The organism is Sphingomonas yabuuchiae (assembly GCF_014199595.1).
GTDB lineage: Bacteria > Pseudomonadota > Alphaproteobacteria > Sphingomonadales > Sphingomonadaceae > Sphingomonas > Sphingomonas yabuuchiae.
The window spans coordinates 108,036-134,847 of the sequence record NZ_JACHNX010000010.1 but is presented as its reverse complement, the minus strand read 5'-3'; the positions used below and the strand labels follow the sequence as shown (position 1 = coordinate 134,847).

Annotated in this window: 17 protein-coding genes; 7 read left to right on the top strand and 10 right to left on the bottom strand. The window is 67.1% G+C overall.

All coding sequences use genetic code 11. From position 1 onward, the window contains the following. Window positions 1-226 precede the first annotated feature (226 nt). Entirely contained in the window at window positions 227-1,144 is a 918-nt protein-coding gene (locus GGQ89_RS20350) for a cell wall hydrolase (RefSeq protein WP_338112294.1), read from the bottom strand. 114 nt (window positions 1,145-1,258) lie between these two features. After that, on the bottom strand, window positions 1,259-3,691 hold the full coding sequence (locus tag GGQ89_RS13380) for a TonB-dependent receptor (protein WP_184106141.1): 2,433 nt from the start codon (window positions 3,689-3,691) through the stop codon (window positions 1,259-1,261). Window positions 3,692-3,865: 174 nt separating this feature from the next. Between GGQ89_RS13380 and GGQ89_RS13375 the strand changes: the two genes are divergently transcribed. Further along, entirely contained in the window at window positions 3,866-5,539 is a 1,674-nt protein-coding gene (locus GGQ89_RS13375) for an alkaline phosphatase D family protein (protein WP_184106140.1), read from the top strand. Between the two features lie 205 nt (window positions 5,540-5,744). On the opposite strand, the gene GGQ89_RS13370 is transcribed toward GGQ89_RS13375, so the two are convergent. Continuing rightward, on the bottom strand, window positions 5,745-6,488 hold the full coding sequence (locus GGQ89_RS13370) for an AcvB/VirJ family lysyl-phosphatidylglycerol hydrolase (protein ID WP_184106139.1): 744 nt from the start codon (window positions 6,486-6,488) through the stop codon (window positions 5,745-5,747). A 202-nt stretch (window positions 6,489-6,690) separates the two neighbouring features. On the opposite strand from GGQ89_RS13370, the gene GGQ89_RS13365 reads away from it, so the two are divergent. Continuing rightward, the gene (locus GGQ89_RS13365) at window positions 6,691-9,993 is read left to right on the top strand and encodes a trifunctional glycoside hydrolase family 18/polysaccharide deacetylase/glycosyltransferase family 2 protein (protein ID WP_184106138.1); all 3,303 of its coding nucleotides are present in this window, start codon (window positions 6,691-6,693) and stop codon (window positions 9,991-9,993) included. A gap of 134 nt (window positions 9,994-10,127) precedes the next feature. On the opposite strand, the gene GGQ89_RS13360 is transcribed toward GGQ89_RS13365, so the two are convergent. From GGQ89_RS13360 to GGQ89_RS13350, 3 genes are all read right to left on the bottom strand, one after another. Beyond that, complete coding sequence (locus GGQ89_RS13360) at window positions 10,128-11,384, bottom strand: sensor histidine kinase (RefSeq protein ID WP_184106137.1); 1,257 nt, start codon at window positions 11,382-11,384, stop codon at window positions 10,128-10,130. Between the two features lie 77 nt (window positions 11,385-11,461). After that, on the bottom strand, window positions 11,462-12,151 hold the full coding sequence (locus tag GGQ89_RS13355) for a winged helix-turn-helix domain-containing protein (RefSeq protein WP_056434085.1): 690 nt from the start codon (window positions 12,149-12,151) through the stop codon (window positions 11,462-11,464). Beyond that, a complete protein-coding gene (locus tag GGQ89_RS13350) occupies window positions 12,120-12,548 on the bottom strand; it encodes a PDZ domain-containing protein (RefSeq protein ID WP_184106136.1) in 429 nt (142 codons plus the stop codon). Before GGQ89_RS13350 ends, GGQ89_RS13355 begins: the two co-directional genes overlap by 32 nt. A gap of 350 nt (window positions 12,549-12,898) precedes the next feature. Between GGQ89_RS13350 and mprF the strand changes: the two genes are divergently transcribed. Continuing rightward, a complete protein-coding gene (mprF, locus tag GGQ89_RS13345; RefSeq protein WP_184106151.1) occupies window positions 12,899-15,454 on the top strand; it encodes a bifunctional lysylphosphatidylglycerol flippase/synthetase MprF in 2,556 nt (851 codons plus the stop codon). Between the two features lie 193 nt (window positions 15,455-15,647). Here mprF and GGQ89_RS13340 read toward each other — a convergent pair whose 3' ends face one another. Continuing rightward, entirely contained in the window at window positions 15,648-16,703 is a 1,056-nt protein-coding gene (locus tag GGQ89_RS13340) for a glycosylasparaginase (protein ID WP_240456407.1), read from the bottom strand. Window positions 16,704-17,107: 404 nt separating this feature from the next. On the opposite strand from GGQ89_RS13340, the gene GGQ89_RS13335 reads away from it, so the two are divergent. Beyond that, window positions 17,108-20,149, top strand: coding sequence for a TonB-dependent receptor plug domain-containing protein (locus GGQ89_RS13335; protein WP_244955790.1), 3,042 nt, complete (start codon window positions 17,108-17,110; stop codon window positions 20,147-20,149). Window positions 20,150-20,351: 202 nt separating this feature from the next. Here GGQ89_RS13335 and GGQ89_RS13330 read toward each other — a convergent pair whose 3' ends face one another. Genes GGQ89_RS13330 through GGQ89_RS13320 form a run of 3 tightly spaced genes read right to left on the bottom strand, consistent with a single transcriptional unit; the run spans window position 20,352 to window position 22,815 of the window. After that, window positions 20,352-21,293 carry a Gfo/Idh/MocA family protein gene (locus GGQ89_RS13330; protein ID WP_184106133.1) on the bottom strand — a complete coding sequence of 314 codons (942 nt, stop codon included), beginning with the start codon at window positions 21,291-21,293 and terminating at the stop codon, window positions 20,352-20,354. Window positions 21,294-21,298: 5 nt separating this feature from the next. Then, window positions 21,299-21,928 carry a 2-dehydro-3-deoxy-6-phosphogalactonate aldolase gene (locus GGQ89_RS13325; protein ID WP_184106132.1) on the bottom strand — a complete coding sequence of 210 codons (630 nt, stop codon included), beginning with the start codon at window positions 21,926-21,928 and terminating at the stop codon, window positions 21,299-21,301. Beyond that, window positions 21,925-22,815 carry a 2-dehydro-3-deoxygalactonokinase gene (locus GGQ89_RS13320; protein ID WP_184106150.1) on the bottom strand — a complete coding sequence of 297 codons (891 nt, stop codon included), beginning with the start codon at window positions 22,813-22,815 and terminating at the stop codon, window positions 21,925-21,927. Before GGQ89_RS13320 ends, GGQ89_RS13325 begins: the two co-directional genes overlap by 4 nt. Window positions 22,816-23,252: 437 nt before the next feature. Here GGQ89_RS13320 and mqo point away from each other — a divergent pair, with 437 nt between their 5' ends. From mqo to GGQ89_RS13305, 3 genes are all read left to right on the top strand, one after another. Continuing rightward, the gene (gene mqo, locus GGQ89_RS13315; protein ID WP_184106131.1) at window positions 23,253-25,004 is read left to right on the top strand and encodes a malate dehydrogenase (quinone); all 1,752 of its coding nucleotides are present in this window, start codon (window positions 23,253-23,255) and stop codon (window positions 25,002-25,004) included. A gap of 111 nt (window positions 25,005-25,115) precedes the next feature. After that, complete coding sequence (locus tag GGQ89_RS13310) at window positions 25,116-25,610, top strand: GAF domain-containing protein (protein WP_184106130.1); 495 nt, start codon at window positions 25,116-25,118, stop codon at window positions 25,608-25,610. 117 nt (window positions 25,611-25,727) lie between these two features. Beyond that, window positions 25,728-26,705: an RcnB family protein gene (locus tag GGQ89_RS13305; protein WP_184106129.1), complete on the top strand. Its 978-nt coding sequence runs from the start codon at window positions 25,728-25,730 to the stop codon at window positions 26,703-26,705. Window positions 26,706-26,812: the final 107 nt, after the last annotated feature.

Sequence of the window (26,812 nt, the reverse complement as noted above, 5' to 3'; positions counted from 1 at the left end):
ACCAGGCCATCCACTAAGCAACCCTGATCCATCGCAAACGCCCCCCCAACTCGCGATAATCAATCACCTGCGCAGGTCTTTTGCAACGATCCCCTGTAGGGGAGGTGGCAGGCCGAAGGCCTGACGGAGGGGGGCACCATCAGATAGGGAAACCGCCCCTGCGACCGGGTACACCCCTCCACCCCGGCGGTCCCCCTCCCCCTATGGGGGAGGAATAGGTATCCGATCAGCCCGGATCGCTTTCCTCACCGACGATCACGCCGGATGTGGCTTCCCCGCCGCCATGGGCAAAGCCGTTGCGGTGGATACGCACGCCCGCCGTCGACACCGGCGTCGGCTTCGCATCGGGAGCCCCGGCCATGGCCTCGGCCCGCTGCTCGCCGCGGTGGATGGTCACGCCGTACATCGCCTCGGCCATCGGCGCGGCGGCGGGGTTCTGGACGGCGACGGGGACGGGAATGTTCGGCTCCACCCCCGCATAATCCTGGCGGAAGGACAGGTCGCGTTCCAGCGCCCCGCGCCAGCGATAGAAGATATGCGTGCCGACCGAGCCGATCCGGCTGAGGCTGGACGCCCACCAGGGCAGAACGTAGTTTGCGTGATAGAAGGTCGCGGCCCCCACCGGCGCATAGACCAGCCCGGCGAGAGCGGCCTGCGCCACGGCGGCGGCGCGGTTCCAGGCGGCGGGGTCGCGGGGTTGCAGCATCGATCCGTCGCAGGTGAAGCTGAACTGGCAACCGGTCGACCGTTCGGATCCCTGATAGACGACGCCGCAGATGCTTTTGGGGAAAGCCCGGTCGCGGACTCGGTTGAGTACGACCTGTGCGACCGCGCGCTGGCCGTCGACCGGCTCGGAGCGTGCCTCGTAATAGATGGCGGCGGTCAGGCATTCGGCGGCGCGGGCTGCATCGGTCGCGGTGCGGGCGATGCCGCTGAAGGCGGGGGCGGCGGCCATTTCGATGGGGGTATTGCCGCTGATCGCCTCGGGTAGGTCGGTGTCGGGCACGTCGAGCGCGAGTTGGCGCAGCAGCGTCCGCGCGGTCGGCGGCGGCACGTCCAGCGTCAAATGCGCCGACCGCTCGCGGACGGGGGTGCAGGAGGTGGCAACCGCCAGGCTCGCCACCAACATCAACCAGCGCAGCACGATATCCGCTTCCTACCCCTTGGCCCAGGCCATCGCCTCTAGCGGTCCGGGGTTAGGAAGCGGTTAAATGCCCGTAGGATAGCCCCTCTCCTGCAAGGGGAGGGGCGTTACTTGCTAAAAACGCGCGCCCAGTTCCACGCCGTAGAAGCGCGGTTCGCCCGCAATATAGGTCGGCGTGCTGAACGTGCCGCCGGTATTGCCCGCATCGATCAGATAGCGCTTGTTCGTCAGGTTGCGCGCGAAGCCGCCGACATGGAAGCGACCCTGGTCGCCGAACTCGACGCCCGCACGCAGATTGACCAGCGTATAGCCGCCCTGCGAGATCGCCTCGCTGTTGGGCAGTTCGAAAAACACCTTGGAGCGATAGGTGGCGCTGGGCGTCGCATAGAAGGTTGCCGACGTGCCCAGCGGAATGCGCAGGTTCGCGCCGCCGGAGGCGGTGGTGTCGGGCTGCAGGCGGAAACGGTTGCCCGCGAAGACGCCGTTCGACGGATCATTGCCGATGCCGCCATCGATATAGGCGAAGGTGCCGAACAGGCTCAGCCAGCGATGGAGCGCGATATTGGCCTCCAGTTCGACGCCAAGGTTGTCGGCCGACCCGGCGCTGCGCGTCACGGTCAGGCCGTTTTCGAACACCGAGACCTGGAAACCCTTGTACCGCTGATAGAAGACCGAGGCCGCGCCCGAAAAGGCGCCGACCCGCCCCTTGATGCCGCCCTCGTAATTCCAGACATTTTCGGCCGGAATGATCTGAAGCCGGGGGATGGCGCCCGAACTGGCGACGCTCAGCGGCACGATGCGCTGCGCGTCGAGCTGCACCACCGGCGAGCGGCGGCCCTTGCTGACCGTGGCGTAGACGTTCACATCGTCGTTCAGGCGATAGAGCGCGTTGAAGCGCGGCAGGATCGCGGCATAGCTGCGCTCGGCAGTGAATTTCTGGCCCTTGGTATTGGCGGCGGCGAGCAGGCTGGTGAAGATTCCGGCCCCCGCCAGCAACCGGCTGTCGGGCATGACCGAGCTGTAACCCGACTGTCGATCCTCGATCAGCACACGGGCCCCCGCCGTCAGTTCCAGCGCGTCCGTTGGAATCCAGGTGGCGTCGGCAAAGACCGAATAGGTGTCGGTATTGCCGTAATTGGCGAAGCTGGCGCTGTAGGGGACGACGGTCGCCGTCCCGCGCGACAGGATCGCGGTGGCGCGCGTCGCCGGGATGGTGCCGTTGGCCGCGACGCAGGCGGTGCCGGTCGACAGTCCGGCACCGTTCAGAATCTGGCGGATCGGCGCGAAGTCGCGGGCCACCGAACAGGCCAGATAGGTGCCTTCCTCGGTCGAGAAGGGCACGCGCTGCTGCCCATTTTCAAAAAAGGCGTTCCAGCCGAAGGATGCGCGGTAATGCGCGCCGTCGAAGGCGAAGCGGCTTTCATGGCTCCACTGGTCGCCCCTGGCGTCCTCGCCGAACTCGAGATACCAGGCGGGGCCGCCGTCCGCATCGAAGATTTCGAGCGCGTCGAACCGGCGATAGCCGTTGACCGTGGTGAAGGTGATGCCCGGCGCGACATCGACCGCGACCGTCAGGTTCGCGTCATAGACGTTGCGCGTCAGCCCCAGCTTGCGCCGTCCCAGCACCTCGGCGGAGAAGGGCGAACCGGACAGCTCGGCATAGCCATAGTCGCCGGTCTGGCCGCCGGTGGGGGCGAAGACGCGGCTCTTGAACGCGGTGCCGGGATTGCGCTGTCCGTCATAGGTCAGCACCAGATCGGCGGTGAGCGATGAATTGGGCGTCCAGCGCAACGACCCGCGAACCCCGCGCTGATCCTGCCCGTTCAGGTCGTCCTGATCGACCCGGCCCTGATTTTGATTGGCGACCTTGGGATCGCCCGCGATGTTGCGGACATAGCCGTCGCGATATTTGTAGGCGAAGGCGATCCGCCCGGCGAGCGTGTCGTTGCCCGCGTTCAGATAGCCCGACACCTGACTCCGGTCGAAATTGCCATAGGAGGCCAGGATGCCGCCCTCGGTCCCGGCGCGCGGTTTGGCGGAGATGATGTTGATCGCGCCGATGGCGGCGGCGGTGCCGAACAGCGTCGCCTGCGGCCCCTTCACCACCTCGATCCGCTCGATATCGTAGAGGTCCTGATAGGCGCCGCGCGTCCGGCTGATGTCGACGCCGTTATAATAGAGCGTGACCCGCGCACCCTGCTGGGCCGAGCCCGAGTCCGAGGTGATGCCCCGGATCACGAAACCGGGATTGTTCGCGCTCTGCTCCTGGATCTGGAGGCCGGGGATATATTGCGCGACTTCGGACAGCGAGTTGACGCCCAGGTCCGCCATGCGCGCCCCCGTGACGGCGGTGACGGTGACGGGCACGTCCTCGATCCGCTGTTCCCGCTTCTGCGCGGTGACGATGACGTCGGGATTGCCATCCGCGTCGCGCGCATCCTCCTGCGGCTGGATCATCGCCTGTGCCGTCGCCGCCTGGATGAAGGCCGCCTGCGACAGGCCAGCCAGCAGCACAGCCGCGCTGACGCGGCCGATCGTCGAATTCATGATGTCCCCCGGTATTGCCCCTGTTTTGCGGTTCCTTAGGCAAGAGGAATTACCAGTCGGTGTCCACGATATGGCAAATTGATGACAGTTGTCGTCTGTCGCCAAACCGTCATGGCTCCGCCATCGGACTGTCGCGCACCGCGCCTAGCCGTCCGGTCCGAAAGGACCGATACGATGACGATGATGAATCGACGCCGCGCGATGGCGCTGATGGGGAGCGGGGCCAGCCTGGCCTTGCCGACGACCCTGGTGGAGGCGGCGGCTCCGGCGGTACGGTTCGATCACGGCGTGGCCAGCGGCGATCCCTCGGCGGTCGGTGCGATCCTGTGGACCCGCGCGACGCCCGCGGAAGGGCAGGGGGGCGATATCGCCCTGACCTGGCACGTCGCACCGATGGGTGGCAGCGATGCGGTGGGCCTGCACACCGGCCGGGTCACGGCGCGCGCGGCGCGCGACTTCACCGCCAAGGTCGAGGTGGCGGGGCTGCAACCGGGGCGCGACTATCGCTACTGGTTCGAGACGGCGGGGGGGCAGCGTTCGCCCGAAGGGCGTTTCCGCACCCTGCCGCGCGGGCGGGTCGAGGAACTGGCGCTGGCGGTGGTATCGTGCCAGCTTTATCCCGGCGGCCTGTTCAACGCCTATGACGCGATCGCCAAGACCGAGCGGCTCGACGCGGTGGTCCATCTGGGCGACTATATCTATGAATATGGTGCGGACGGTTATGGCACGAAGACCGGGCATGAACTGAACCGCCTGCCCGAGCCTGCGCACGAAATCGTGACGCTTGCCGATTATCGCCAGCGCCATGCCCAGGTGAAGCGCGACCCCGACATGCAGGCGGCACATGCGCGCGCGGCGTTCATCTGTGTGTGGGACGATCACGAGGTCGCCAATGACGACTGGATCGGTGGCGCGGAGAACCACCAGCCCGCCACCGAAGGCGATTGGGGCAAGCGCAAGGCGGCGGCGATGCAGGCCTATTTCGAATGGATGCCGATCCGCGATCCCCGGCCCGGCCAGCCTTGGGAAGCGATCAACCGCAGTTTCGATTTCGGCGACCTCGCCACACTGGTGATGGTGGAGACGCGGCTGCTCGCCCGGTCGAAGCAGGTGGCGGCGGCCAAGGGCGAAGCGCCCGAGCCCGGGGAATATGCCGCGATGATGGCCGAACGCGCGCGGCCCGAGCGCGAACTGCTCGGCGCAGGGCAGCTCGGCTGGATCGAGCGGACGCTGACCGCCTCGGTCAAGGCGGGGAGGCCGTGGCAGGTGATCGGCAACCAGGTGGTGATGGCGCGGGTCGACGGTCCCGACCTGGAAAAGCAGATGGGGCCGCAGGGTTATGCGAAGCTGACCGAACGCCTGTCGGAGGGCGAGCGCCAGCGGCTGGGCGAGGCGCAGGCCTCGTATCGCGCGGGCCTGCCGCTGAATTTCGACAGCTGGGACGGGTATCCGGCGGCCCGCGAGCGGCTCTATGCCGCGTTCCGGCGCGCGGGGTCGCGGCCGGTCGTCGTGTCGGGTGACAGCCATGCCGCCTGGGCCAACGACCTGTATGACGCCAGCGGCAAGCTGGTCGCGGCGGAGTTCGCGGGCACGTCCGTTACCAGCCCCTCCTGGGGAGACATGATGCCCGGTATCGGGCGCGAGATCGCGGCGGCCAATCCGAAGGTCGTCCGCTTCTGCGACCAGGACGACAAGGGGTATCTGTACCTGACGCTGACCCGTGACACCGCCACGGCGCGCTACATGACGGTGTCGACGGTGCTGGCCAAGCCCTATGCGCTGGGCTGCGCCGCCGTGTGGCGGACGCGCAAGGGGGCGGATACGCCGATCGAAGCGATCACCGCCTGACTCCTGCCTATCCCTCCTCGGCTAGGCCCAATCAACATTCCTACCATTCCTCCCCTGCAAGGGGAGGTGGCAGGCCGAAGGCCTGACGGAGGGGTGTCCCGGTCGGGGAGGTTGGTCAAACTTCGCGACCGGGGACACCCCTCCACCATCCTTCGGATGGTTCCCCTCCCCTTGCAGGGGAGGAATGAAGAGGGTGCGCCCTGATCTAGTTGGCGGGGGAGGGGGCGCGGCGCACCGCCGCTTCGACATGGGCGACCAGATTGGCGTCGTCATGGTTGAGGTAATGGTCGCCAGGCAGCGCCACGACATGGACGTTGGGCTGTTTCAGCATCGGGCACAGGCTGTCGGGCTCACGCACGCCATAGATGCAGGTCATCGGCACCCAGTCGATCTGCCGCGCGGTCGTGATTCCCAGGCTGTCGGGCTTGCCCATATAGGCGAGGCCGGAAGGGTCGGAGCGGAAAAAGGCCGTCTCACCCGGCACCACCAGCACGACCGCCGAGATTGCCTTGCGCAGATCGGCGGGCAGATGCGCCAGCCCCGTCTGGAGCATGTCCGAGCCATAGGATTGGCCGAGCAGCACGAGCTTTCGCTCGCCCCTTTCGGCCTCGGCCCGGCGGACGAGGTCGGCGATCACTTCATCCACTTGCGCGGCGGTGCGGCGCTCGCGGAACAGCACTGGCGAGTTGACGCCCATCACCTCGATCCCGTCGGCGCTCAGCGACCGCGCGATCACCCCGCCCATGCCATAGCGTAGGCCCATGTCGCCCGACAGCGACAGCACCAGGATCGGCTGGACCCTGCCCTGCGCCGGAAAGCGGGTGAACGGGTCCTTGTCGAAATAACTGCCCGAATAGAGAAGGATAGCGGCAATCGCAGCAAGCAGCCCTAGCGCGCCGCCAAGCATAGGGCGCCACCTGAAGCGCAGGCGGGCGAGAAGTTCGACCATGACGTGTCCTAATGTTCGTCGGCAATCCTTGTCACGGATGGGATGAAGGAGAAGCGGGGGTGTCATGAAAAATCTGTAATGTTGCGATCACGCGCTCTATGTCAGTGATCTGCCATCGGCTGGCTGATGGAAACGCGAGCTTAAGCGGTCGGGGGTAATAGGCCGCCACAGCATTCGCGTATTGGACCAAGGATCGACACCGTTGAGCAACCCGATCTTCTTTGACCCGACGGGCCGTCGGGGCACCTGGGCACGGCGCGCCGTCGCGGTGACGATCCTGGCGGTGATCGTCGCCGCCATCGCCTTTGCCACGACACTGGTCGCGGTGCCCAATTCGGGCGTGCTGCCTCTGCCCTTCGCGCGGCGGCAGGCAATGACGCTGGAGCCGACCGCGCAGTTGAAGGGGCGGCGTGGCGAGTGGCTGCCCCGCAAGTCGGTGGCACAGAACCATACGCCGCTGACCGTCGCCTTCTATACCCCGGGCAATGATTCCGCGCTGGCGTCGCTCCACGCGCATATGGGGCAGATCGACTGGCTGGTCCCCGGCCTGATGAACGTATCGGGTCCCAAGGGGCAGCTGACGATCGACAACGACGCCAAGCTCGCCAGCCTGCTCGCGCGCGCGGCCAAGCCGCCGCGCCTGTTGCCGATGGTGCAGAACCTGTCCGACGACGAGTGGGACGGCCAGACCATCGCGCGGATCATCGCCAGCCCGGCGGCGTCCGAAAAGCTGGCGACCCAACTAGGCCAGTCGATCGCGACCAACCGCCAGTCGGGCCTGGTCGTCGATTTCGAAAATCTTCCCGCCAATGCCATGGCGGGTTATCCCCGGCTGCTCCAGCGGATCAAGGCGCACCTGCCCAAGGGTGCCGTGCTGGCCGTCACCGTCCCCGCCGAGGACGAAGCGTGGCAGTTGCAGCGTCTGGCCAAGGTCGTCGATCGCATCATCCTGATGGCCTATGACCAGCATTGGCAGACCGGCACCCCCGGCCCGATCGCGGCGCAGCCCTGGTTCCTCCAGGCGTCGGAAAAGGCGCTGCGCGAGGTGGGGCGCGACAAGCTGATCGTGGCGCTGGGCAGCTATGGCTATGACTGGCCGGCCAAGGGTCCCGCCGAGGCGCGGTCGATCGAAGAGGCCTGGCTGATCGCGCATGACAGCCAAGCGAAGGTGACGTTCGACCAGGCGAGCGGCAATGCCGGTTTCGCCTATGACGAGAATGGCGAGCATCACACCGTCTGGATGCTCGACGCCGCGACCAGCTGGAACCAACTCCAGGCGCTGAAGCGGCTGGGTATCGATGATGTCGCCTTCTGGCAGCTGGGATCAGAAGACCCCGGTCTTTGGGCCGACTTCGCCGCGTTCCGCAGCACCGCGCGGGGCGTCATTCCCCGGCTGGGTGCCGTCGCCTCGCCGCTGAACGTCGATGTCGAGGGGGCGGGCGAAATCCTGCGCATCACCGCCCAGCCGACACAGGGCGAGCGCGGACTGAAATATGACAAGGACGGGGTGATCCGGAACGAGGTCTATCGCACCTATCCGACGCCCTATGTCGTGCAGCGGGCGGGCGCGGTCCCGAAGACGATCGCGCTGACCTTCGACGATGGGCCCGATCCGGAATGGACGCCCAAGATCCTGGACGTGCTGGAGCGCGAGCATGTGCCCGCCACCTTCTTCGTGATCGGCGAGAATGCGCTGCAACACCCGCAGCTGCTTCGCCGGATCGTCGCGGGCGGCAGCGAACTGGGCAATCACAGTTACACCCATCCCAACATGGCAACGACGGGCGCGCGGACGATCAAGCTGGAGCTGAACGCCACCAAGCGGCTGATCCAGGCCTATACCGGCCGTTCGACGACGTTGTTCCGCGCGCCCTATTTCGGCGACGCCGAGCCGACGACGGCGGACGAGATCGATCCCGCCCTGATCGCGCAGAATCTGGGCTATACGGTCGTCGGCCTGCATGTCGATCCGAACGACTGGCAGCGGCCCGGCACCGACGCGATCGTCCAGCAGACGATCGATCAGGTGCACGGCGCGACGCCCGACAATTCGGCCAATGTCGTCCTGCTGCACGATGGCGGCGGCGACCGCCAACAGACGGTCGAGGCGCTGCCCCGCATCATCGATACGCTGCGCGCCGAAGGCTATCGCTTCGTCCCCGCTTCGCAGCTGGTTGGGGTGAGCCGCAACCAAGCGATGCCGCTGGTCGAGGGGCATGACCTGCTGGCGGTGCGCACCGACGTCGCGATCTTCGTGGTGCTGGCCTTCCTGTCGGCCTCGCTCGCCTGGCTGTTCTATCTCGCCATTGCGCTGGGCATCGCGCGCGCGGTCGTGATGGCGGGGTTGGCCTGGTTCCAGGGGCGAAAGTCCAAGCCGGTGCCGCCCGTCTTCACCCCCAGCGTCTCGGTCATCATCCCGGCCTATAACGAGGAGCGGGTGATCGTCCGGTCGGTGGAGCGGGTGCTGGCCAGCGACTATCCGGGCCTTCAGGTGATCGTCGCCGATGACGGGTCGAAGGACGGGACGAGCGCCGTGGTGCGCGAGGCGTTCGCGAACGAACCGCGCGTCCGCCTGCTGACGCTGGTCAATGGCGGCAAGGCGGCGGCGCTGAACCGGGCGCTGCTGGATGCGACCGGCGAGGTGCTGATCGCGCTGGACGCCGATACCCAGTTCGAGCCGGAGACGATCGCCAAGCTGGCGCGCTGGTTCGCCGATCCCAAGCTCGGCGCGGTCGCGGGCGACGCGCGTGTCGGGAACCGTGTCAATCTGGTCACCCGCTGGCAAGCGGTCGAATATATCACCGCGCAGAATCTGGAGCGCCGCGCGCTGGCCGGCTTCGATGCGATGACGGTGGTGCCGGGCGCGGTCGGGGCGTGGCGTCGCGCCGCACTGGATGCGGTGGGCGGCTATCCGGAGGATACGCTGGCCGAGGATCAGGACCTGACTATCGCGATCCAGCGGGCCGGGTGGCGCGTGACCTATGATCCGCGCGCCGTCGCCTGGACCGAAGCGCCCGAAAGCTTCCGCGCGCTCGCCAAGCAGCGTTACCGCTGGGCGTTCGGCACGCTGCAATGCCTGTGGAAGCACCGCAGCGTGTTGCGCACCGGCAAGCCCGCCGGGCTGGCGCGGATCGGCCTGCCGCAGGCGTGGCTGTTCCAAATCCTGTTCGCCGCCATCTCGCCGCTGATCGACCTGGCGCTGGTCCTGTCGGTCATCGGAACGGCAGTGCGCGTCGGCCAGCATGGCTGGGCGCAGACGCAGACCGACGTGTTCCAGATGGCGGCCTATTGGACGGCCTTCACCGCGATCGACGTGTTGTGCGGCTGGCTGGCCTATCGCCTGGACGGCAACCGGGTGCGCTACCCCGCGCATCTGCTGGTCGCGCAGCGGCTGGTCTATCGCCAGATCATGTATTGGGTCGTGCTGCGCGCGATCAGTTCGGCAATTGGCGGGTGGATCGTGGGTTGGGGCAAGCTGGAGCGGACGGGGAATGTGGGGGCGTAACCCCTCGATCCTCCCCATCTTCGATGGGGAGGGGGACCGCCGGGCGTAAGCCCGGTGGTGGAGGGGCGGGGGGGGCTTGCCCCTCCACCATCGCTGGCGCGATGGTCCCCCAAGCGAGCTTGGGGAGGATGGAGTCAGCCCAGCGTCAACCTCACCCGCAACCCCGGCGCGTTATCCTCCAGCGCCACGCTGCCGCCATGGAGATGCGCCACCGCACTGGCCAGCGACAGGCCCAGGCCCGCGCCGCTCTCGGTTCGCGCCGCGTCCAGCCGCCCGAACCGCTTCAACGCCTCGTCCCGGCGGTCTTCGGGGATGCCGGGACCGTCATCGGCGACGATCAGCACCGGCCCCGGCTCGACCCTGACGACCACTTCGCCCGCGCCATATTTCAGCGCATTGTCGATCAGATTGGCGATCGCCTGACCCAGCAGTTCGCGGTGCACGCGCGCCACCAGCATTTCCGGCCCCTCGGCCCGGATGGTCATGCCGCGATCCTCGGCCAGCGGCTCGAACATGTCGGCCACGTCGCGGATCATGGCGCCCAGATCGGCCTCGACAAAGGCGTCGCGGCCCAGCCCCGCCTCGGCCCGGCTGATGCGCAGTGCGGTATCGAGCATGGCGAGCAGCCGGTCGCCTTCCTCCAGCGCGCGACCGACCGCGACCCGCGCATTCTCGTCCCGGCTTTCGGCCAGCGCGCGGTCCAGCGTCGCGCGCAACCGGGTCAGCGGCGAGCGCAGGTCATGCGCCAGCCCGTCGGTCGCGACCTTCAGCTCCGTCATCAGCAGCGCGATCCGGTCGAGCATGGCATTCACCGCCAGCGCCAGCGCGTCGAACGCATCGTCGCCGCCATTGGGCGCGACGCGGCGCGACAGGTCCCCGGCGGCGACCGCATGGGCAGTGGCGACCGTATCCTCCAGCCGCCGCTCGATCATCCGCGCGGCGATCCAGGCGGCGAGCGCGGCCAGCACGATCGCGGCCGCCATGCCGACCGCCATCGCCTCTTCCATCGCCAGCGCGACGCGCAGCTCGCTCTCGACGACATGGCCCGCCAGCATCCGCGAACCATCGGGCAGGCGGGTCGCCATCACCCGCATCCGTTCGGGCAGCGAATGGCCGATGCGAAAAATTTCGATCGTCGCGGCGCCGGGGGCGGGGACGTTGGGCGGCCATTCGGCGATATTGCCCGCCACGAAGCGCCCCTGCGCATCGGTCAGCAGGATGACCGACAAGGGCAGCCGGTCGGTGGTCAGCCGCCGGTCGACCGCTGCGCGCACGGCCTTTTGCCCGCCCGACAGCCACATACCCGCCAGTTCGTCGCGCAAGTCGCTGGCGGCATCCTCGGCCTGTGCCGTGATCTCGCTGCGGGTCAGGTGGCGAACCATGACCACCATCGCGCCTGCACCGATCAGTTGCAGCGCGAAGACCAGCAGCGCGAACCGCAGCGTGGTCGAGCGGAGGACCGCCGGTGCTATTTCTCGACCCCCAGCTTATAGCCCGAACCGCGCACCGTATGCAGGAGCGGGCGGGCGAATCCTTCGTCGATCTTCTTGCGCAACCGGCTGATATGCACGTCGGTGACGTTGGTGTTGGGGTCGAAATGGAAATCCCACACGCCCTCCAACAGCATGGTGCGGGTCACGACCTGGTCGACATGCTGGAGCAGATATTCGAGCAGCCGGTATTCGCGCGGTTGCAGGTCGATCGGCTTGCCCGCGCGCCGGACGCGGTGGGCGAGCAGGTCCATCTCCAGGTCGTCGCACACCAGCTTGGTCTGCGGCGCATTGCCGGTGGTCCCGCCGCGCCGGATCAGCAGGCGGACGCGCGCCAGCAATTCGGCAAAGACGAAGGGCTTGGTCAGATAGTCATCCGAGCCGGAGGTCAGGCCCGCCACCCGGTCCTCGGGCGAGGACAGGGCCGACAGGATCAGGACCGGCGATTCGATCCCCGCCGCACGGATCGCGGCCAGCACCGACATGCCGTCCATCCCGGGCAGCATCCGGTCGAGAATGATGCAGTCATAGGTGCCGTCGGTCGCATGGAACAGGCCGTCCCGGCCATTGGCCGCATGGTCGATCAGAAAACCTTCTTCCCGCAAGCCGTTGGCGATGTAATCCGCCGTCGAGCGGTCATCTTCGATCAGCAAAATCCTGTTGGCCACGCTGTCCTCCCGAGCCGCTCCTTAGCAGCGTGATCGTGACGAGGCCATGGTCGCGCGCGACCTGAAGATGCATGGGCGTGTCGCTGGCCAGCGCGGCCTCGTCGCGCAACATGGCGAAGGACGTGGCCGGGTGGCCATCGACCGACAGGACCATGTCGCCGACACGCAGCGGCGGCTTGACCAAAGCCGCGGCATCGTCGTCGACATCGCTGCGCAGGCTGGTGACGACCAGGCCCGGGCGTCCCTCCGCGACGGGTGCGAAGGTCGCGCCGTACAGCGTCGAGGGACGGTGCGGCCCGGCATGAAGCGGCATATGCCCGACCAGCAGCGCAAAGGCCGCTCCGCCGATCAGCGCCGCCATCCCCGCGCTCCAGCCGACGATTCGCAGGCTTTTCATCGCGGCCCCCGATCGCGCACGCGCCGCCCCGGCACGGGGAGGGCCAGCCCTGTTTTCGCGACGGAGAAAGGCGATGCGTTCACGTCACCGTCCTACCCTACACCACCTGAGGGAAGGGTGGGCGAAGCATGACGCTTCTGTCATGAAGGGCGGGATGAGTGGATGACGAACTTGTCATGGCCCCGTAAGGCGGCGGGGGCGGCAACGCTTCTATGCCGCTGTCCGGCCGGGGTATCTGGGGGCCGAAAAGCAAGTGAGATGGACGCGAGTGGGGCGGATATGACAGGCGGTCGGATCATGACGATCGCGAGATGGGCGGCCCGGTGACGACGCATTCCAAGCTGGCGTCGATGGTCGACCGGGTCCTTGCCTATGCGAAGGCGCGGCGCGGTTATCTGGCGGCGGGTGCGGTCCTGCTGCTCGTCGCGCTTGGCCTGTCGGCGCTGCATCACCTGACCCGGACGGTTCGCCTGAGTGACGTCCGCGCCGCTTTCTACGCGATCGACCCGCGCCAGATCATGGTGTCGGTCGGCTTCACCGTCGCCAGCTATATCGCGCTGACCTTCTACGACGTGATCGCGCTGCGCGTCATCGGGCGGCCTTTGCGCTGGCGCACGGCGGCGACCGCCTCCTTCACCAGCTATACGCTCAGCCACAATCTGGGGTTGGGGCTGCTGACCGGCGGATCGGCGCGCTACCGCGTCTATGCCGCAGCCGGGCTGGACGGGCCGGACATCGCGCGGGTCATCGCCATCGCCAGCGCGACCTTCTGGTTCGGGGTGTTCACCGTCACCGGGCTGGGGCTGTTGTTCCATGAGGGGCCGATCACCGTCGAGCATTTCGTATTGGGCCAAGGCGTCGTCCGCTGGCTGGGCGGTGCGGTGGTGGCGGGGGCGCTGGGGCTGATCCTGCTGTGCGCGTTACGGCCCGGACAGCGGATCGGCTGGCGCGCGTGGAGCGTGCCGCTGCCCACGCCTGCGCAAGCCGTGGCGCAGATCGGGATCGCCTCGCTGGATCTCGCCTGTGCCAGTTCGGCGCTGTTCGTGCTGCTGCCGGGTGCGTCGATCGACCTGCTGCCCGCCTTCCTGCTCGCCTATGCGCTGGCGATCATCGTCGCGCTGGTCAGCCATGTGCCGGGCGGCATCGGGGTGTTCGAGGCGGTGGTGCTGGCGACGGTGCCGGTCGACCGGACCGCACTCTTCGCCGCGCTGATCGCCTATCGCGTCCTTTACTACCTCGCCCCGCTGGCGCTGGGTATCGCGCTGCTGGCCTGGGACGAGGTGCGGCGGCGGCCGATCCGGGCGCTGCGTGACCTGCGCCGGGTGCTGCTGGGCATCGCGCCGACCGTGTTGAGCGCGGCCTGTTTCGGCGGCGGGGCGATCCTGCTGCTGTCGGGGTCGCTGCCCGCCATTCCGCAGCGCGTGCACCAGCTCGTCCATATCGTACCGCTGCCCTTTATCGAGGCGTCGCACTTCGCTGCCAGCCTGGTCGGCACCGGCCTGTTGCTGCTGGCGCCGGGGCTCTACCGGCGGCTCGACGGGGCGAGCCTGGCGGCGCGTGCGCTGCTGGTCGCGGGGGCGGTCTTCTCGCTGGCCAAGGGTATCGATTATGAGGAAGCGGCGGTCTGCCTGAGCATCGCGCTCCTCCTCCAGATGAGCCGCAAGGCCTTTTACCGGCGCACCTCGCTGGTCGCACGGCCGCTGTCGCCCGCCTGGCTGCTCAGCGTCGCGGTGGTGATCGTCGGAACCGGGTGGATCGGCTTTTTCGCCTATAAGCATGTCGATTATCAGGAAGCGCTCTGGTGGCGGTTCGCGCTGTCGGACGACGCGTCGCGTTTCCTGCGCGCGGGGCTGGGCTTGGCGGTGATGCTGGCGGGGGCGGGGCTGTGGCGGCTGTTCCTGGCGGCCCCGCCGGGCGAGATGGACCATCCGGCGATGGAGCAGGTGCTCAGCGTGGTCGAACAGGCCGAGCGGACCGACGCCGCGCTGGCGCTGCTGGGCGACAAGCGGTTCCTGTTCTCGCCCGAGGGCGATGCCTTTGTGATGTATCAGGTGCGCGGCACCAGCTGGATCGCTATGGGCGATCCCGTCGGCCCGCGTGCCGCCTGGGCCGATCTGTTGTGGCAGCTGCGGACGATGGCGGACGCGGCGCAAGGCAGGCTGCTCCTCTATCAGATCACCCCCGACGGACTCGAGATCGCGATCGAGATGGGGTTGCAGATCATCAAATATGGCGAAGAGGCGCTGATCGATCTTTCGACCTTCGCGCTGGAGGGCGGGCGGATGCGCGGTCTTCGCCAGACGCTCAATCGCTTCCGCACGCGCGAGAATGCCAGCTTCGCGATCCTGCCCGCCGCCGACGTGGCAACGATCCTTCCCGAACTGAAGGCCGTGTCCGACGACTGGCTGCTGGAAAAGGGGCATGGCGAAAAGGGGTTCAGCCTGGGGCGGTTCGACCCGGCCTATCTGGCGCTGACCGATTGTGCGGTGGTGCGGGTTGAGGGGCGGATCGTCGCCTTTGCCAATATCTGGAAGTCCGGGGATCGGCGCGAGCTGTCGGTCGACCTGATGCGCCATGTCGAGGATGCCCCCGGCGGCGTCATGGACTATCTGTTCGTCGAGCTGATGCTGTGGGGGCAGCGGCAAGGCTATGGCCGCTTCGCGCTGGGTCTGGCGCCGCTATCGGGTGTGGACGGGCGGCGGCTGGGACCGACCTGGGCGAAGATCGCGGCCTTGGTGTTCCGGCATGGCGAGCGTTTCTACGGCTTCCGGGGCCTGCGGGCCTACAAGGAGAAGTTCCAGCCGGAATGGGCGCCGCGCTATATCGCGGGGCCGCGCGGTTTGGGGCTGGTCAAGGCGCTGCGCGATCTGAACGCGCTGATCGCCGATGGGGGTGAGGCCAACTGATCCTCCCCGGCACGGGGAGGAGGTGTGGGGACTTTGCCTTGCCCCCGGCAAGGCAAGATTGTGCTGGGGGCACAATCTCGTCCCTACACCGCGAAGCGGTGGTGGAGGGGGCGTGCGGCAAAGACCATCCCTTGCGGAAGCCTCCCTCCGTCAGCGCTCTGCGCTGCCACCTCCCCGTGCCGGGGAGGATTGCTCAGGCCTTGAACAGCGACGGCGCCTTTTCCACCCGCGTCTTTCCGGCCGCATCCGTCACCGCATAGGTAAAGCCGGGCAACAGACAGAAGGCCCCGATCCGCCCGCGCGTATCCATCGCCAGGAAGCCGACCTGTACGCCCTTGATCGCATCGCCGCGCAGCGAGGCGATATGCCTGGCGGCTTCCTCGCATGCCGCCTGCGGGCTCATGCCGTGGCGCATCGAGGCGACGACGCGCGCGGTGCCGACGGTGCGGGTAACTTCCTCGCCCAGCCCCGTGGAGGTCGCACCGCCCACGCCGCGCTCGACATAGAGGCCCGAGCCGACCTGCGGCGAGTCCCCGACGCGCCCGCGCATCTTGAACGCCATTCCGGACGTGGTGCAGGCGCCCGCCATCCGCCCGCTGGCATCGCGCGCAAGCATCCCGATCGTGTCATGGTCCAGCGCACCGCCCGGCGTGCCGGGCCGCCCCGCGCCATAGGTGCCGGTCTCGCTATTGGCGACGGGCTTGTAGTTCTGCGTCTTCAGCCAGTCGCGCCACGCCTTTTCCGCTTCCGGGGTCAGCAGGTTGACGCGCGGAAAGCCCCGGTCGCGGGCGAAGCGCGTCGCGCCTTCACCGACCAGGAAGGTGTGGGGGGTATGTTCCATCACCGCGCGCGCGACCGAGATGGCGTGGACCGTATCCTCCAAAGCGGCGACCGCGCCGACGCCGCCTGCATCGTCCATGATGACCGCGTCCAGCGTCACATGCCCGTCGCGATCGGGATAGCCGCTATAGCCGACCGAATGGTTGTTCGGATCGGCCTCCGGGACCATCACGCCTGCCTCGACCATATCGATCAGCGATCCGCCGCTGCGCCCCTTGGCAAAGGCGGCGTCATTGGCGGGGGCGCCGAAGTCCCAGGTCGACACGATGACGGCATCGGACCCGGTGCCTGCCGTCGCCGCCGTCTTGGCCAGCGCGCGTACCGGCGCGGCGAGCCCGGCCCCGATCCCGGCCCCAATTCCCGCCAACGAGGCGATCCCGCCCAGAAAAGCGCGTCGTTCGTCCTGCATGATATGCTCCATCCCCGACGGGTCGTCTCGACCCTCTTCTCGAGGCGGATACTGCGGGGGGAAAGCCAAAGCCGCAAGGGGTGGGGCAACCGATATGGAACCACTTGACCGAATCAATGGTAGAGAGCGTCGATCCGTCTCAGCAAATATATCTCGGCACTGTGTCGAAACATTTCTGGAGCTTAACCCAAGACATTGAAATCGTTTTAAATTGTGTCTTTCTGGTGACACCGGCCGATGAATGTAGCGATGGGTGATGCATAGGTATGCATTAGGTATTGACCATATGGGCCAAAAACATTGTCCTTTCCCTCTACCCGGCATCCCATCGGCCGGGATGAAGGGGAGACCTCATGAGAATCCAGCAGTCCGCATCGTGGTTGGCGCTTTCCGCCGCCTCCTTGATGCTCGTCGCACCCGCCGCCGCGCAGCAGGTCGGATCGACCGCCGCGCAGGACGGCACCACCCAGGACGATAACACCGACGCCTCGATCAGCGCCGACGCCGCGCAGACCCGCTCCGCCGCGATCAGCGGTACGCCGCAGGCGTCGAGCGGCGGCGAGGTCGTCGTCACCGGCACGCGCATCGTCCGCCCCAATCTCGCCTCCGCCGCGCCGATCACCTCGGTCACGCGCCAGGATATCCAGGCCCAGGCGCCGCTGAACGTCGAGGAAGTGCTGAACCGCCTGCCGCAGGTCGCCCCCGACGCCCAGTCCAACTATGCGGACTCGGACGGTCGCCAGCGGATCAAGCTGCGCAGCCTGGGCTTCGAGCGGACGCTGGTACTGGTCGACGGCAAGCGTCTGGGCACCCAGAACGGCCAGGATACGGGCATCATCCCGGCCAGCCTGCTGGAGCGTGTCGACGTGCTGTCGGGCGGCGCCTCGTCGGTCTATGGCTCGGACGCGATCGCGGGCGTCGTCAACTTCGTCCTGCGCAAGGATTTCGAGGGGCTTCGCCTCGACGGCAACTATAATTTCTACAACCACAACAACACCAGCAACATCGTCACCCCGATCGCCAGCGCGGCCGGGTTCGGCAGCCCGCGCGGGCTGACCAATGACGGCGGGCGTTCCGACATCACGGTGACGGCGGGCAAGAAGCTGCTCGACGACCGGCTGAACGTCTCGGGCTTCTTCAACTATCGCCAGGCCGACCTGGTCCAGAACGGCGCGCGCTCCTATGCCGCGTGCCCGGTCGCGCAGCTGACCAAGGATTCGGCGCTGTCCTGCTCGCCGTTGTCCACCTATTCGCGCAGCGGCTTCGTCTCGCCCACCTCTGGCCCCAACGCCAACGCGCAATATGTGAACAATCCGGACGGCACGCGCAGCTTCGTCCCCTGGGGCCCGGGGGCGGGCAATGCCGCCAACCCCTATGACGATGTGTCCTTCCAGCGTGCCAATGAGCGCTACACGGCGGGCGGCTTCGTCAACCTGAAGATCGCGCCCGAGGTCGAGATCTATGGCGACGGCATCTGGTTCCGCGACACCTCCGAGAACCCGACGCCGCGCCGGGTCTATTCCTACACCGTGGCGGGCACCACGCCCTATCAGGTGAATTGCGACAACCCCTTCCTGTCGGCGGGACAGGCGGGTGCGTTGGGCTGCACCGGCACGACCGGCTATGTGCCGCTCGACGTGCGCTATCGCTTCGACGGACAGCCCGCCCAGGCGGACCGCTTCGTCAATATGGGCTTCCGTGCGACCGGCGGCGTCCGGGGCAAGATCGGCGAGGCCTGGTCCTATGATGTGGGCGGCGTCTATGCCCGCAACCAGCAGGACTGGTATCTCGGTCCGACGTCGCAGAACGACCGGGTCAACCGGGCGCTCGACGTCGTCAACGTCAACGGCACCCCGACCTGTCGTTCGGTGGTCAACGGCACCGATCCGTCCTGCATCCCCTTCGACGCGTTCCGGGCGGGGTCGGGCAGCAATGCGCTGACCAACTATCTGTTCTCCAGCGGTGCCACCGGCCAGCGGCGGACGATCACCCAGCTCTTCGACGCGATCGCGGTCGTGAACGGCGACCTGACCACCTATGGCATCAAGAGCCCCTGGGCCGAGGATGGCCTGGCCGTGTCGCTGGGCACCGAATATCGCAAGGACCGGCTCATCTCGACCGCCGATGCGGGCTTTGTCGACCAGTTCGGCGATCAGGACGCCCGGCTGTCGCAGGACGTCTGGGAGTCGAATATCGAGCTTCAGGCGCCGCTGATCCAGAACAAGCCGTTCGCCCATCTGTTGCAGACCAATGGCGGCTTCCGCGTGTCGAAGTACAGCTCCAACCCCAAGAGCTTCTCGACCTGGAAGATCGAGGGTCTGTACGCGCCGGTCGCCGACATCACCTTCCGCGCATCGTACAACAAGGCACAGCGCGCGCCGACGGTGATCGAGATCCGCCAGGCGACCCAGGTCAATTTCGGCCGCAACACGACCCTCGCCGATTTCTGCGCCCCCGTATCGCGCACGCTGCCCGATGGCACCGTGACGACCACGCCGCTCGGCTCGCGCGAGCTGTGCAGCAAGACCGGACTGGCCGACAATCTGTACGGCAGTGCCTCGCTGCTCTGCCCGACCGAGGGGTGCACGACGCGTTCGGGTGGCTTCACCGCCGATCCCGAAACCGCCTATACCCTGACCTATGGCCTCGTCGTGAAGCCCAGCTTCATTCCGGGTCTGGTCTTCTCGGTCGACCGCTATCAGGTGCGGATCGTCAACTCGCTGGGCTATAACGGCGCGGATTATTATCTGCAGGGCTGTCTGGCGTCGAACGGCGACCCATTCTTCTGCAACGGCATCGTCCGCGATCCGGTGACGGGTTCGATCGGCAATGCACCGGCGGGCAATCCCTCGACCGGCTTCGTGCGGCAGGGCACGACCAACTATTACCGTACGCTCGCCAATGGCTGGGACTTCCAGGGCCAGTATTCGCTGGACCTGAACGGCGCGGGCCGCCTGGACTGGGGCTTCAACGGCTCGCTGTCGACGCTGGCCGGTGGTCAGGACTCGCCGCTGCGCAGCCAGTATAACTGCGCCGGTTATTTCTCGAACGGCATCTCGTGCGGGCAGCTGGTTCCGAAATGGGCGCACACGCTGCGCACCACCTGGACGACGCCGGACCGGACGTTCAATGCCTCGTTCAACTGGCGCTATACCGGCTCGCTGACCACCGCGAACAATTCGGGCAATGCCGATATCGGCGGCACGCCGGAGCGGTTCCAGAACACGTTCGCCCGCATCGCGCCGCAGAGCTTCTTCGACCTGGCGCTGACCTGGAACATCGCACGCAAGTTCGCTTTCCGGATCATCGCGAACAACCTGTTCGACAAGACGCCGCCGATCATCCCGAACTCGTACCAGGTCGCCTTGTCGCGCTCGAACACCGCGCCGCAGCGTTATGACGCGCTGGGTCGCCAGCTTGCGATCGGCACGACGATCACCTTCTGACCTTCCTCCGGCGAGGTGTTTCGGCACCTCGCCAACCCCTGAACTGAAAAGGCCGGTCGTCCCTTCGGACAACCGGCCTTATTTTTTGCAAAGCGCTCACGTGGCCTTCGACTTCGCTCAGGCTGAACGGAGGTCGGGATCAATCCACCACCGCCGTTCGCACTGAGCGAAGTCGAAGTGCAAGGGACCGACCTAAACTGGGTCACTCCACGAAGTCTTCCACCTCACGCCGCTTGCCGCGCATAAAGGCGTCGGCGACGTGGCGCAGCGGGGCGATGTCCACATCCGAGCGGCCGCCCTGCACCAGTTCGGCAAAGCGCGCGTACAGCCCCGGATATTCGCCGTGCAGCCCTTCTTCCTGATGCGGGGTCGAGCCGTCTGGCAAGGTCAGCACCGCGCCGCCCTCGGCCAACTTGAGCGTGCCGTCGGTCGTCTCGACCACGATGTCCCAGCTCTGATGGCCTTCCTGCCGCCAGTCGAGGTCGAGCGTGACGGGCGTGCCGTCCGTGGTGCGGAAGGCGACGTCGGCGGCGATCGGCGCGTCGCGATTGGCGGGGAAATCCAGCGTCGCGCGCTCGATGAAGAAGGGCTGGGGCATGATGTGCGTCGCGATCGACAGCGCGTTGATGCCCGGATCGAACACGCCGAAGCCGCCCGCTTCCCAGATCCACGCCTGGCCCGGATGCCATTGGCGGACATCCTCGCGCCAGGTGATCGCGGCCGACGTCACCTTGCGAGCCGACAGCCATTCGCGCGCGGGCTCGACGCCCAGCGCGTAACGCGAGTGCCAGCTGGCGAACAGGGTGAGGTTGGCCTTGGCCGCCAGTTCCTCCAGCACCGCTACTTCGGCGAGCGTCGCACCCGGCGGCTTTTCGAGGAAGACGTGCCAGTTGTTCGCCAGCGCGGCGGCGGCGATGGCGTGGCGGACCTGTGGCGGGGTGCACAGCGCCACCGCATCGATCGTGATGTCGCTCTTGGCGAGTTCGTCGATGTCGTGGAAATGCGGCACGCCTTCGACGCCGCCCGGCGAGCGGCTGACGGTCGCGACCAGTTCGAAGGCCGGGTTGCCGGCGATGGCGGGGACATGCTGGTCATGGGCGATCTTGCCCATGCCGACCAGGGCGAGACGGATCGTGTCGGTCATCGGTATCAGCGTGCCTTTTCGACATAAGCGCGCGCCGACACGGCGACATCCGCCGCCGGCTTGCCCGCGCGATAAAGGTTGGAGCCCAGGCCGAACCCGTCCGCGCCGTGTGCGCGCCATTCGGCCATGTTGTCGGGGGTGATGCCGCCGACCGCCAGCACCGCGACATCGCGCGGCAGGACGGCGCGCTGCGCCTTGAGGAAGGTGGGCGAGGCACCCTCGGCCGGGAACAGCTTCAGGCCATGCGCACCGGCTTTGAGGGCCGCAAAGGCCTCGGACGGCGTGAAATAGCCGGGCAGCGAGATCAGCCCTTGCGCGACGCTGTGCGCGATGACCTCGACATCGGTGTTGGGCGAGACGATCAGGGTTCCGCCCGCCGCCTTGACCCGGTCGACCTGTTCGATGGTCAGCACGGTCCCTGCGCCGACGATCGCCTTGTCGCCGACATGCGCCGCGATCGCCGCGATGCTGTCATAGGGTTGGGGCGAGTTGAGCGGCACTTCGATCAGGGTGAAGCCCGCCTCGACCAGCGCGTCGGCAACTGGGATCGCCTCGTCCGGCGTCAGGCCGCGCAGGATGGCGACCAGCGGGCAGGCGGCGAAGGCCTTGGCGAAACTCTGGGCGGGGTCGGTCATGACAAATGCTCCCGAATGGCGTGAAGTCCGGCAAGGAAACCGGCATGGCTGTCGAGCGCGACGACGGTGCCGCCACGCGCCTCGATCCCGATGGTGTAGAGGTCGGCGAGCAGGCCGCTCGACAAGAGATGGACGGTGCCGCCCTCGATATCGGGAACCGCGCCGATGTCGCTGCCGATGAGCAGCCCGCTGGCATAGGCCGCCGCGTCCTCCGCCGCGATCCGGCCGAGCAGCACCGAGGCCCGCACGCCGAACAGCGCCGCCGTCAGGTCGCAGGCACCGCTGCCGCGCGCCAGGCCGTCGCGAAAGGCGGGGCCGTCCGCGACCGGACCGTCGAGCATCCCGGCCAGGATGCCATGCCCCTTGACCAGTGCGAACAACTCGCCGGTCATGGTGGTGGCGAAGTCGGTGATCCGGCTTCCTGCGACATGCACCCATTTGTTGTGCGTGCCGGGCTGCGCGAACAGCGCATCGGCAGGAGCGAGGCCCGCCGCGACGGCACCCAGAACCTGCACCTCTTCGCCGCGCATGACGTCGGCCCGCGTTTCGGTCAGCAGCGAGACGCCGGGGACGATGGTGACATCCGCTTCCTTGATCCGGGTCGCGGCCCGCGCCAGGCTGGCGAGATCGGCGGGGGCGGGGACATAGGCCGCCTCGCGCCAGCCGCGTGTCGAACCCACCATGCCCGCCGCGATGATCGGCAGTTCGCCGAAACGCGCGCGGATCGCGGCGATTTCAGCCGGATAATCCTCCGCCTTCATCGCCAGCACGCCGCGATCGTCGCGCACCGTGTCCAGCATCGTACCATCGGCGGCGATGACATAGCAGCGCCGGTTGGTCGTACCCCAATCGATCGCGATATAGGCGGGCGTCACGTCTGATGGCACGGCGGGCACGCCCTCTCCTGAAATTTTTCTGGACAGATTTGTAGGACAATATGGCGGGCCGTGCAAGCGGGCTGCTTATGGCATTTTGAGCGGTTTGCGGAACAATCGTCCGAAGGGGTGAGCGGAAAACAGCACGATCTCGACGGTCATGAATATATTGAGATGCATTATTGATAAACCGGTATGAATGGACCACGACTGTCCTCCCGATTGCGCCGACAAAGCCGGTAAGAGGGGAAATGGCCCGACATGGACAGCTAGTAAGACTCGGCTATGCGGTGTGACAGGTACATGAAATCGAACGTTAGGATGAGGATCGGAAGGCCGGTTGCGGCCGCTTTTCTGCTCGCGTGATCGCGGCTGGCGGAAGGGGGGCGCCCGAATTTGGACATCGTGGCCATGCCGTTCGTCGCGACCATGGATCGCCGACAGCACGGATGAGCCCTATCGAGAAGGCGTCGAACATGCAGAGTGACGATCGAAACCAGCGCGGCCGGACGCACGCTTCCGAAGCTGCCCCGCAGGGCGGCATTTCCCGGCGCGCGATGATGGGCTCCGCGCTGGCCGCGACCACGGCGGCGGTTGCGCCCTTTGCGGCGGAAGCGGCAGGTTCGGAGCAGAAGGTCGACGTCCTGCTGATCGGCGGCGGCATCATGAGCGCGACGCTGGGCGTGCTCCTGCGCGAACTGGAGCCGAGCTGGACCATCGAGATGGTCGAGCGGCTCGACAAGGTGGCGGAGGAGAGCTCCAACGGCTGGAACAATGCGGGCACCGGCCACTCGGCGCTGTGCGAGCTGAACTATACGCCGGTCAACGAAGCGGACGGCAAGGTCGAGATCAAGAAGGCGATCGAGATCAACGAACAGTTCCAGGTCACGCGCCAGTTCCTCAGCCACCAGCTGCGCACCGGCGTGTTGAAGAACCCGCGCAGCTTCATCAACTCGACCCCGCACATGAACCTGGTTTGGGGGGACGAGAATGTCGCCTTCCTCCAGAAGCGTCATGCCGCGCTGCTCGCCAGTCCGCTCTTCTCGGGCATGGAGTTCACCACCGATCCGCGCCAGATCGCCCAGTGGGTGCCGCTGATGATCGAGGGGCGCAAGGCGGGGCAGAAAATCGCCGCGACCCGATCGGTGCTGGGCACCGATTGCGAATGGGGTGAGGTGACGCGCCAATATATCCGCGCGCTCCAGGGGCAGCCGGGCGTGGCGCTGACCACCGGTCATGAGGTCCGCTCGCTCGAGCGCAATGCCGATGGCAGCTGGCGCGTGACCGCGCGCGATCGCAAGACCGACGAAAAGCGGATCATCACCGCACGCTTCGTCTTTGCGGGCGCGGGCGGCGGCGCGCTCCCCATCCTCCAGAAGTCGGGCATTCCCAAGGGCGACGACTATGCCGGTTTCCCAGTCGGCGGATCGTTCCTGGTCACCGAGAACCCCGCCATCGCCAAACGCCACATGGCGAAGGTCTATGGCAAGGCCTCGACCGGATCGCCGCCCATGTCGGTGCCGCATCTCGACACCCGCTATCTGAACGGCAAGCAGGTGCTGTTGTTCGGTCCGTTTGCGACCTTCTCGACCAAGTTCCTGAAGGAAGGGTCCTATTTCGACCTGCCCAAGTCGGTGACGCTCGACAATTTCCGCCCGATGCTGTCGGTCGGCTGGGACGAGTTCTCGCTGGTCGAATATCTGGCGGGTCAGCTGATGATGAGCCAGGAAGACCGGATGAACGCGCTGCGGGAATATTTCCCCAACGCCAAGGACGGCGACTGGCGGCTGTGGCAGGCCGGGCAGCGGGTGCAGATCATCAAGCGCGATCCCGAAAAGGGCGGCGTGCTGAAGCTGGGCACCGAAATCGTCGCGTCGAAGGACGGCTCGATCGCGGCGCTGCTGGGCGCGTCGCCGGGCGCCTCGACCGCGCCGTCGATCATGCTCAACCTGATCAAGAAGGTCTTCCCCGATCGCCTCGCGACCCCGGCCTGGCAGGCCAAGATCCGCGAGATCGTGCCCAGCTATGGCACCGCGCTGAACGAGGATCGCGATTTGCTGGCGCATGAATGGGCGGCGACCGCCGAGACGCTGCAACTCGCACTCGCCCCGCCGCCGGTCAGCGCACCCTCGACCACGGAAGCGCCGCGCCCCGAAGCCACGCGGGTCAGCCCGAACCGGCATCCCGATCTGGCGCTCTGATCGCTCATCTCCCCTCCCCCGAAGGGGAGGGGAGATGAGCTGTCTTCACCCTGAATCGAAAGTGATCGCGCGGGGATGACGCGGAGGTCGGACCGTCCTACATCCCGCACCATGTACCAGTTCGACATCGCCGCCGGATCGAAGGCGGAGCTTTACCGGGACCTCCACGCCGCGCTCGACGCGTTGACCGCCGGGGAGGGGGATGCGGTCGCCAACATGGCCAATGCCGCTTCGCTCATCTGGCAATATCTGCCCGATCTCAACTGGGCCGGGTTCTACCGCATGGTCGGTGGCGAGCTGGTGCTCGGGCCGTTTCAAGGCAAGGCGGCGTGCATCCGTATTCCGGTCGGCAAGGGCGTGTGCGGCACGGCCGTCGCGGAAGCGCGGAGGCAGCGCGTGGCCGATGTCCATGCTTTCCCCGGCCATATCGCCTGTGACGCCGCCAGCCGGTCCGAGCTGGTCGTGCCGGTCCTGCTCGACGGCACGGTGATCGGCGTGCTCGACCTGGACAGCCCCGAGCCCGGCCGGTTCGACGAAGAGGATCAGACGGGGTGCGAGGCGCTGATGGCGCTGCTCGCCCCGCGTCTCGCGGCGATGGCGGACTGACCCGTTTCGGGACTTTCGGCGCCGCTATCGAGGGGGGCAGGGCGCTGATATCAAACCTTGTTTCGATTTCGGCGTTGAGGGGGGCGTCGCCGTATTGAACAGGGGAATATATTTGCCATGCGAAGCTCGTCGCGCCTGATCCTCCTGACCCTTTCCATGGTCGCCAGCGTGCCCGCCTTGGCACAGGCGGGGGCGAGCTACCCGCGTCCCGGTTTCGCCCCCGAGCGGCCGCCCGCGCCGATGCGTGAGCCGGCGCCGGTCGTTCGGACCGACTCGGTGGGCGTACCGCCCGCGCGGGGCAATCGCTGGGGCAGCCGGGTCGGCGGACGCTGGTGGGGCGGGGCGAACGCGCCCGGCGGCTGGCCCGCCTATCGCCGCCCGGTGCGTGGCATGACCGTGCCTTCCTATTGGACCGATCGACGTTTCGGGGTGGAGGATTGGGCGGTCTATACCCTGCCGCAGCCGCCGGTCGGCTATCGCTGGTCGCGTTATTATGACGATGCGGTCCTGATCGACCAGCGCGGGTCGGTCTATGACAGCGTATATGGCGTGAATTGGGACGGGATGCCTGACTATGCCGGCGCACCCTATGCGCCCCCGCCGCCGCCCGTTCGGCGCGATAACGGGCTGGGTGGCGCCGCGATCGGTGCGGCTGCGGGCGGCGTGGCGGGCAATCTGATCGCCGGGCGCGGAAATCGCCTGGGCGGTACGCTGATCGGTGCGGGCGTCGGTGCGGCGGCGGGCTATGCCATCGACCGGGCCGAGGATCATGGGCAGCGCATGGAGCCGGGCTATGACGATTACAGCTATCAGGACCCGTATGCGCCGCCCCCGCCGCCGCCCGCCATGGGACGGCGCGTGGTGACGCGGGACGGCACGACCGTCACCACCACGACCACGGTGGGCACGACGGGTGCGCTGCCCTCTCCGCAAGCGGGTTATTTTGCGGACGGTTATTATTATCCGGCTCCCACGGCTACCACAATTGTGGTACAGGGCGCTCCTGTCATTACCACGACGACGACCACCACGACCGAAGTGGTGCGTTCTGCCCCGCGACGCGCGCGCGTTCGCAGCACGCTGGTCCGTCGCTGACGCCTTCCCCCAGGGGGGATTTCAGCCCGAGAGACGCCGGGCTGGAAAACGGGATGCCGCTCCGACTCTCCCGCGGGGCGGCATCCTTTTCATATCCGACCGATCGC

Excerpts from the sequence above, each read along its gene's own strand:
- GGQ89_RS13375 (WP_184106140.1), top strand. The coding sequence starts at position 3,866 with ATGACGATGATGAATCGACGCCGCGCGATGGCGCTGATGGGGAGCGGG.
- GGQ89_RS13350 (WP_184106136.1), bottom strand. The coding sequence starts at position 12,548 with ATGAAAAGCCTGCGAATCGTCGGCTGGAGCGCGGGGATGGCGGCGCTG.
- GGQ89_RS13380 (WP_184106141.1), bottom strand. The coding sequence starts at position 3,691 with ATGAATTCGACGATCGGCCGCGTCAGCGCGGCTGTGCTGCTGGCTGGC.
- GGQ89_RS13360 (WP_184106137.1), bottom strand. The coding sequence starts at position 11,384 with ATGGTGGTCATGGTTCGCCACCTGACCCGCAGCGAGATCACGGCACAG.
- GGQ89_RS13305 (WP_184106129.1), top strand. The coding sequence starts at position 25,728 with ATGCGAAGCTCGTCGCGCCTGATCCTCCTGACCCTTTCCATGGTCGCC.
- GGQ89_RS13335 (WP_244955790.1), top strand. The coding sequence starts at position 17,108 with ATGCTCGTCGCACCCGCCGCCGCGCAGCAGGTCGGATCGACCGCCGCG.
- GGQ89_RS13340 (WP_240456407.1), bottom strand. The coding sequence starts at position 16,703 with ATGCAGGACGAACGACGCGCTTTTCTGGGCGGGATCGCCTCGTTGGCG.
- GGQ89_RS13310 (WP_184106130.1), top strand. The coding sequence starts at position 25,116 with ATGTACCAGTTCGACATCGCCGCCGGATCGAAGGCGGAGCTTTACCGG.
- GGQ89_RS13370 (WP_184106139.1), bottom strand. The coding sequence starts at position 6,488 with ATGGTCGAACTTCTCGCCCGCCTGCGCTTCAGGTGGCGCCCTATGCTT.
- GGQ89_RS13325 (WP_184106132.1), bottom strand. The coding sequence starts at position 21,928 with ATGACCGACCCCGCCCAGAGTTTCGCCAAGGCCTTCGCCGCCTGCCCG.
- GGQ89_RS13330 (WP_184106133.1), bottom strand. The coding sequence starts at position 21,293 with ATGACCGACACGATCCGTCTCGCCCTGGTCGGCATGGGCAAGATCGCC.
- mprF (WP_184106151.1), top strand. The coding sequence starts at position 12,899 with ATGGTCGACCGGGTCCTTGCCTATGCGAAGGCGCGGCGCGGTTATCTG.
- mqo (WP_184106131.1), top strand. The coding sequence starts at position 23,253 with ATGAGCCCTATCGAGAAGGCGTCGAACATGCAGAGTGACGATCGAAAC.